Origin of the sequence: Streptomyces lycii (assembly GCF_009735685.1) — a bacterium.
Taxonomy (GTDB): domain Bacteria; phylum Actinomycetota; class Actinomycetes; order Streptomycetales; family Streptomycetaceae; genus Streptomyces; species Streptomyces lycii.
Genome location: NZ_WHPN01000072.1, coordinates 24,564 through 31,125 on the forward strand (window position 1 = coordinate 24,564; position 6,562 = coordinate 31,125).

A 6,562-nucleotide genomic window follows, 5' to 3' on the forward strand; every position below is an offset into this window, starting at 1 on the left:
CGACATGAGAACACCAGCTGAACCGAACCCCCCGCGGGTGGACGTCGTCCTGCCCTGTCTGGACGAGGCCCGGGCGCTGCCGTGGGTGCTCGAACGCGTTCCGCCGGGCTGGCGGGCGATCGTCGTCGACAACGGCTCGACCGACGGCTCGGCCGAGGTCGCCCGGGCCGCGGGGGCCACCGTCGTCTCCGAGCCGCGCCGCGGATTCGGAGCCGCGTGCCACGCCGGGCTGCTCGCCTCCGACGCGGACGTCGTCTGCTTCTGCGACTGCGACGCCTCCCTCGACCCCGGGCTGCTGACCGGCTTCGTCACCCTGCTCCGGGAGGGCCGGGCCGACCTGGTGCTCGGCCGCCGCCGCCCGCAGGGGCGCGGGGCCTGGCCGTGGCACGCCCGGCTCGGCAATCTCGCCCTCGCCCGGATGCTCCGCCGGCGCACCGGGCTCGCCCTGCGCGACCTGGGACCGATGCGCGCCGCGCGCCGCGCCGACCTGCTGGCGCTCGGCCTCACCGACCGGCGCAGCGGCTATCCGCTCCAGATGGTGGTCCGCGGCGTGCGGGCGGGCTGGCGGATCCACGAGGTCGACGTGCCCTACCGGCCCCGTACCGGCAAGTCGAAGGTCACCGGCACCTGGCGGGGCACGGCGCAGGCCGTGCACGACATGCGCGCGGTGCTCGGCGAGGGCGCCGCGGCGGCCGGCCGGTGACCGCCGCGCCCACCGCGCTGCTCGTCATCGCGAAGGAGCCCGTGCCCGGCCGGGTGAAGACCCGGCTGACTCCCCCCTACACGCCGGACGAGGCCGCGCGGCTCGCCGCCGCCGCCCTGCGCGACACCCTGGACACGGCCCTGTCCGTACCCGCCCGGCGCCGTGTGCTCGTCCTCGACGGCGCCCCCGGACCGTGGCTGCCGCCCGGGATCGAGGTGACCCGGCAGTGCGCCGGCGGCCTCGACGAACGGCTGGCCGCCGCCTTCGGCGGCTGCGACGGGCCCGCCCTGCTGATCGGCATGGACACCCCCCAGGTGACCCGGGACCACCTCGCGCCCGCCTTCGCCCCCGGCGCCTGGGACGCGTGCGACGCCTGGTTCGGGCCGGCCGAGGACGGCGGCTTCTGGGCCCTCGGCCTTGCCCGGCCGGAACCCGGGCTGTTGCGCGGGGTGCCCATGTCCACCTCCGGCACCGGGGCCGCGCAGCGCCGCAGGCTCCGGGACGCGGGTCTGCGGGTGCGCGACCTGCCCCGGCTGCGGGACGTGGACACGGCGGCGGACGCGGCGCACGTGGCGGCCGAGGCGCCGTACGGCCGCTTCGCGGACGTCCACGCCCGGCTGCTCCGGGCCCCCGCCCGGTGACCGCCCCCGGCACCGCCCCGTGGCAGGACACCCCTTACGCCGACGCCCTGCGCGCCGGCGGAGGACCGCTCTATCTGCGGCGCGCCGACGGCGGACTGCTCCCGCTGGACGTACGCCGGTGGTGTTCGCGGCCCGATGCCGCGGATCTGTCCGTGCTCCGGCGCTGCGAGGGACCGGTACTGGACATCGGCTGCGGACCGGGGAGGCTGGTCGCGGCACTCGTCTCCCGGGGCACCCCGGCGCTGGGCATCGATTTGAGCCCGGCGGCCGTCGCGCGCACCACGAGCGCCGGGGGCACCGCCCTGCGCCGCTCGGTGTTCGACCGGCTGCCGGGCGACGGCCGGTGGGGTACGGCGCTGCTCGTCGACGGCAACATCGGCATCGGCGGCGACCCGGCCGCCCTGCTGCGCCGGGCCGGGCAGATCGTCGCACCCGTCGGGATGCTGCTCGTCGAGACCGCGGCCGCGGACGTCGACGAGCGGGCCTGGGTGCGGCTGGAGGACGGGCGGGGCACGGCCGGGCCGCCGTTCCGGTGGGCGCGGCTGGGCCGCACGGCCCTGGCGCGTACGGCACGGGGCACGGGCTGGTCCGTCGAGGAGGAATGGACGGCGTCGGGCCGGGACTTCACGGCACTGCGGCGGCGGACCGGACGGCGCCCCGGCCGGCGGTGACGGCCCCCTCAGCCGGTCAGCGGTCAGCGGTCTCCGGGCCGGGGGCCGGGACGCGCCTCGCCCCGCGGCGCAGCACACCGAGGAGCAGCCACACCGCCGAGGCCGCGAACAGGCCCGCCGTGATCAGGAGCCAGCGCCCGGCGAAGACCTCACCGCCGAGCCCGGTCGATCCCTCGTACCCGGCGGGCGGGCCCAGGACCAGCGGCCACCACACCAGCAGCAGCAGCCCGGAGAGCAGGGCGGGCACCCGGATGTGGTTCAGCACCCGCACCGCGTCTGTCGCGGCGGGGGCCCGGCCGCGGGACGCCGGCAGCAGGGCGTGCAGCACACGGTCGGCCGCCGAGCAGAGCGGGACGAGCACCAGGTCGTGCAGCACGGCCGCGCCGGCGAACCACAGGAGGACGGCGACCGGACGGCTGCCGTCGAGCAGCCGGGTGCCCGCGTAGAGCGTCAGCGCGAACGAGGCCAGGAGCAGCAGCAGATGGGCGGGGGACGCGCCGTACCGCGCCCGGAAGGCGCGCCTCACGAGGTGCCGCCGAAGGTCAGCCGGGTCACCCATTTGGTGTTGTGCACGCCGGGACCGGCCGGAACGATGATCCGTGCCGGGAAGCCGTGGTCGGCCGACAGGTCGGCCCCGTTGACCCGCAGCGCGAGCAGCGAACGGGGGTCGCGCACCTGGTTGTCGCGGAGCGCCGCGGCGCGGAAGGCGCCGGCGAGCTGAGCGGACTCCACGAACACCCCGGGCGGTTCCGCCTCCCAGCCGGCGAGCCGGGCCAGGTCGGCCAGCCGCACCCCGCTCCACCGCTGGTCCGTGGTGGACCAGCCCTCCACGCAGGCGATGGGCAGGTCCGCGGTGTGCTGGTCCAGCTCCAGCAGGTCCTGCCGGCTCAGCACGGACTCGCGCCCGCCGCCGCGCACCGTCAGCCGCCACCGCGGGCCGATGTCCGCGGCCCGGATCCCGAGCGCCGCCGCCGTCTTGTTGATCTGGAACCCGTTCGGGCCGTCGCCCGGGTCCCTGCCGTGCGGGGCGAGCAGGGCCGTCTCCCGCAGGGGACCGCCGATGCTCTGCCCCGCGGTGGTCCCCAGCAGGGCCAGTGAGCCGAGGCCGACCACGCCGAGGGCGCCCCGGCGGGAGACGGTCGGCGCGGCCGGGGCGGGAGCGGCCAGACCGGCCATCTCCGCCGCCTCGGCCTCCGTACGGGCCCGGCGGCCGCGCAGCGCCCGGACCGCCCGCGGCACCCGGATCGCGGCGTGGACGGCGAAGGCCGCCATGAACACCCAGGAGCCGTAGAAGTGCAGGGGGTAGAAGGAGCCCGGGAAGAGGTACTCCAGCTGGACGTTCAGCACTCCCGTCGCGAACACGAACAGCCCGCCCCCGACGAGCAGCAGCAGCGACAGCCGCTCCAGGCCGTGCGCGGGCGAGCGGACCGGCGGCCACACGAACAGCTTCGGCAGTACGGACCAGAGTTTCGCCAGCAGCACCGGCACCAGCGCGATGCCGAGCGTGACGTGCACGCCCTGCGTGAGCCGGTACAGCCAGTGCGGGTCCGTCGGCCACGGGAAGAGGACGGCGCCGAGCCATCCCTTGTCGGGCGTCCTGTCGTTGACCGGGGCCAGGTCCGGGTTGTACGCGGCGTAGGACAGCAGTCCGGTCACGAACAGGATCACGACCCCGGGCAGCAGGACCATGCCGAGCACGGACGTCAGCCGGGGTCCCCGCAGCGGGCTGCGCCAGAATCCGGTGCGGAAGGGCCCGGGCGGGCGGAACCGGCCCCCGCCGCCGCCCCGCTCCGTACCGGGGAAGGCGCCGGCGCCCTGCCTGCCGCCGCGTCGCGAACTGCCGTCGTCCATCGGATCCTCCGGGCGCTCGTCCCCGGACCGCCGTCGTACCGGCGCCCGGGCCGGGCCGGTGCCCGGCACCTCACGACCGTATGCCTGACCAGCGGCGGAACACCCGGCGCGACTCATGACGAAACGCTGACGTCGTCCGCCGGGCGTCGTCCGCCGGGCGCCGGGGTATGCCGGGCGGCGGGCCCCGGGGCGGAGAGCCGTGAGCTGCCCGCGGCGTGGCGGGGAGGCAGGGCCCCGGGACCCGGGTCCCGGGTCCCGGACCCCGGATCCCGGACCGCGGTTCGGCCGGGCCGCGGGTCTGACGGAACGGTGACGTCCGGGCGGGCGTCCGCCCCCGGAGCGCTTTCCCGCCCTAGCGTGGCGGCGTGACCCACCTCCGTACCCCCGCACCGGCCGCCGGCCGCGGACGGCGTCCCGGCCCGCGCTCCGGGCGCCGGCTCGACCTGGTGACGGCCGCCGCCGCCGTGCTGTTCGTCGCCGTCGTGGCCGTGACCGGAGTGTTCATCCAGCGTGCCGACGACAGCCTGTACGTCGAATGGCCCCCGCTGTACGCCGACTGGGGACCGCACCTGGGTCCCGGCACCGTTCCCGCGCTCGCCGTCGCGGCGGCCGTCGTCGTCCGGGGCCCGCTGCTCGCCCGGCGGCTGCCCTGGCGGCGGCTGCTCCTGGCGTCCTGGGGCGCCTCGCTGGCCTGGACGCTCGGCCTCGCGCTGATCGACGGCTGGCAGCGCGGTGTCGCCGGACGGCTGACGGCCAAACACGAATACCTGCTGGCCGTGCACCGGTTCGCCGACGCGCCCGGCGCGACCCTGCGCGACTTCACCGGCCACATCCTGCTCGACTCGCCCGACCACTGGCCCGCCCATGTCGCCGGGCACCCGCCGGGCGCCGTGCTCACCTTCGTCGGCCTCGACCACCTCGGGCTCGGCGGCGGTGCCTGGGCCGCGCTGTGGTGTCTGCTGACCGGTGCCTCCGCCGCGGCCGCCGTCCTGGTCACACTGCGTGTCGTGGCGGGGGAACGGGTGGCGCGCCGGGCGGCGCCGTTCCTGGTCCTCGCCCCGTCGGCGGTGTGGGCGGGCGTGTCGGCCGACGGCTATTTCGCCGCGGTGGCCGCCTGGTCGGTGGCTCTGTTCGCCCTGGCGTGCCGGCCCGGCCTTTCCCGGCGGCGGTCCGCGGCCACGGCCCTGGCCGCCGGACTGCTACTCGGCGCCACCCTCCACCTCTCCTACGGCCTGGTCCTGATCGCGGCCGTGCCGGCCGCGGTGCTCCTGTACGCCCGGACGCTCCGTCCGCTGCTCCCGGCCGCCGCCGGGGCCGCGCTCGTCACCGGCGGCTTCGTCGCGGCCGGTTTCTGGTGGTGGGAGGGCTACCAGCTGCTCGTGGAGCGCTACTACCAGGGTGTGGCCCGCATCCGCCCGTACGGCTACTGGGTCTGGGGCAACCTGGCGAACGCGGTCTTCCTGGCCGGGCTCGCCGCCGTCGCCGGGCTGCGTCGCGCCCTGGCGGCCCCGGCGGGGACCTGGCGCGCGCTCCGCACCCGGCCGGCGGGGCCGGCCGGCGCGTACGGCGTCGTGCTGCTCGCCGTCGCCGGACTCTGCATGATCGCCGCGGCCGACCTGTCGGGGATGAGCAAGGCGGAGACCGAGCGCATCTGGCTGCCGTTCGCGGTCTGGCTGCTGCCGGCCGCCGCACTGCTGCCCGCACGGGACCACCGCCGCTGGCTGGCGGTGCAGGCGGCCACGGCGATCGCGGTCAACCACGCCCTGCTCACCGGCTGGTGACCGGCCGTCGGCCGCCCGCACCGGCACCACGACTCCCGCCGGGGGACCCTGTCCGCATTCTGGTTTACCGCCAAGAAGCTAATGGAATGTGGCGGTATGTCAGATTTCCGGAAACGAACAGGAGTTTCCCATGTCTTCCACTCGCAAGTCCCGCCGCGCGGGCTTCGCCTACGGCGCCGCGGCCCTCGCCGCGCTGCTCGGCGGATCGCTGCTCGGCGCCGCTCCGGCCCAGGCCGCGCCCGCACCCCCGTACGGCACCGTCCTGCCGGACAACGGCGTCTACAAGCGCCAGTTCCCCAGCACCGACTCCTCGGTCCGGGGCGCCCTGCCCAAGGGCGCGCAGGTCGGCCTGCGGTGCAAGGTCCGGGCGCAGTACATCAGCGGCAACACCGTCTGGTACCTCCTGCGCAGCGACAGCACCTGGGTCTCCGCCCGCTACGTCGCCAACACGGGCTACGTGCCCTACTGCAAGGACGTCATGTCCGGCCGGATGAAGGAGAAGACCGGCCCGAGGGCGCCCAAGGGCTGATCCGTACCCCGCCGGCCGCGCCGGGCGGCCTCTTTTCCCCAGCCGGGCGGGAGTTCCTCCGCCCGCCCGGCTCGCCCCCGTACCGTGTCAGCCGCCGCCCTCCGGGCGCTCGCCCTTCGGGCCGCGGCCCCGCTCGGTGCGCGGGCCCCGGCTGCGCCAGTCCGGGTCCTTCGACAGCGTCTCCTTCGCCTCCTCGTTGGCGTGCTCGTCCGGCACGCCGCGGTGCTCGGCGTCCTTACGGAGCCGGGCCCGCCTCTTGTCGTAAGCCTTGCTGCCGGACTCGGGCATCTCCGTCGCCTCCTCGGCCGATCGGTGGCAGGGTCTGCCGACAGCCGACGGGTCCCCGCCGCGGCCGCGCCGAAACAGGTGCCCACGGCGCCCGCCCG

At 76.7% G+C, this 6,562-nt stretch carries 8 protein-coding genes; 5 read left to right on the forward strand and 3 right to left on the reverse strand.

Annotation, left to right across the window (positions count from 1 at the left end):
• Window positions 1-4 precede the first annotated feature (4 nt).
• The 3 genes from GCU69_RS03580 to GCU69_RS03590 are packed head-to-tail and all read left to right on the forward strand — an operon-like array spanning window position 5 to window position 2,015.
• On the forward strand, window positions 5-703 hold the full coding sequence (locus GCU69_RS03580) for a glycosyltransferase family 2 protein (protein ID WP_156205113.1): 699 nt from the start codon (window positions 5-7) through the stop codon (window positions 701-703).
• Window positions 700-1,344, forward strand: a complete 645-nt coding sequence (locus GCU69_RS03585) for a TIGR04282 family arsenosugar biosynthesis glycosyltransferase (protein WP_098752776.1) — start codon at window positions 700-702, stop codon at window positions 1,342-1,344. The genes GCU69_RS03580 and GCU69_RS03585 overlap by 4 nt, the downstream gene beginning before the upstream one ends.
• Complete coding sequence (locus GCU69_RS03590; protein WP_098752777.1) at window positions 1,341-2,015, forward strand: methyltransferase domain-containing protein; 675 nt, start codon at window positions 1,341-1,343, stop codon at window positions 2,013-2,015. Before GCU69_RS03585 ends, GCU69_RS03590 begins: the two co-directional genes overlap by 4 nt.
• Before the next feature lie 16 nt (window positions 2,016-2,031).
• On the opposite strand, the gene GCU69_RS03595 is transcribed toward GCU69_RS03590, so the two are convergent.
• The gene (locus GCU69_RS03595) at window positions 2,032-2,574 is read right to left on the reverse strand and encodes a hypothetical protein (RefSeq protein WP_156205109.1); all 543 of its coding nucleotides are present in this window, start codon (window positions 2,572-2,574) and stop codon (window positions 2,032-2,034) included.
• Complete coding sequence (locus GCU69_RS03600; RefSeq protein WP_156205110.1) at window positions 2,538-3,866, reverse strand: molybdopterin-dependent oxidoreductase; 1,329 nt, start codon at window positions 3,864-3,866, stop codon at window positions 2,538-2,540. The genes GCU69_RS03595 and GCU69_RS03600 overlap by 37 nt, the downstream gene beginning before the upstream one ends.
• A gap of 365 nt (window positions 3,867-4,231) precedes the next feature.
• Between GCU69_RS03600 and GCU69_RS03605 the strand changes: the two genes are divergently transcribed.
• Together GCU69_RS03605 and GCU69_RS03610 are read left to right on the forward strand one after the other, a co-directional pair.
• Complete coding sequence (locus GCU69_RS03605; protein WP_098752780.1) at window positions 4,232-5,647, forward strand: hypothetical protein; 1,416 nt, start codon at window positions 4,232-4,234, stop codon at window positions 5,645-5,647.
• A 130-nt stretch (window positions 5,648-5,777) separates the two neighbouring features.
• Complete coding sequence (locus GCU69_RS03610) at window positions 5,778-6,176, forward strand: hypothetical protein (protein ID WP_098752781.1); 399 nt, start codon at window positions 5,778-5,780, stop codon at window positions 6,174-6,176.
• An 87-nt stretch (window positions 6,177-6,263) separates the two neighbouring features.
• Here GCU69_RS03610 and GCU69_RS03615 read toward each other — a convergent pair whose 3' ends face one another.
• A complete protein-coding gene (locus GCU69_RS03615; RefSeq protein ID WP_156205111.1) occupies window positions 6,264-6,464 on the reverse strand; it encodes a hypothetical protein in 201 nt (66 codons plus the stop codon).
• Window positions 6,465-6,562: the final 98 nt, after the last annotated feature.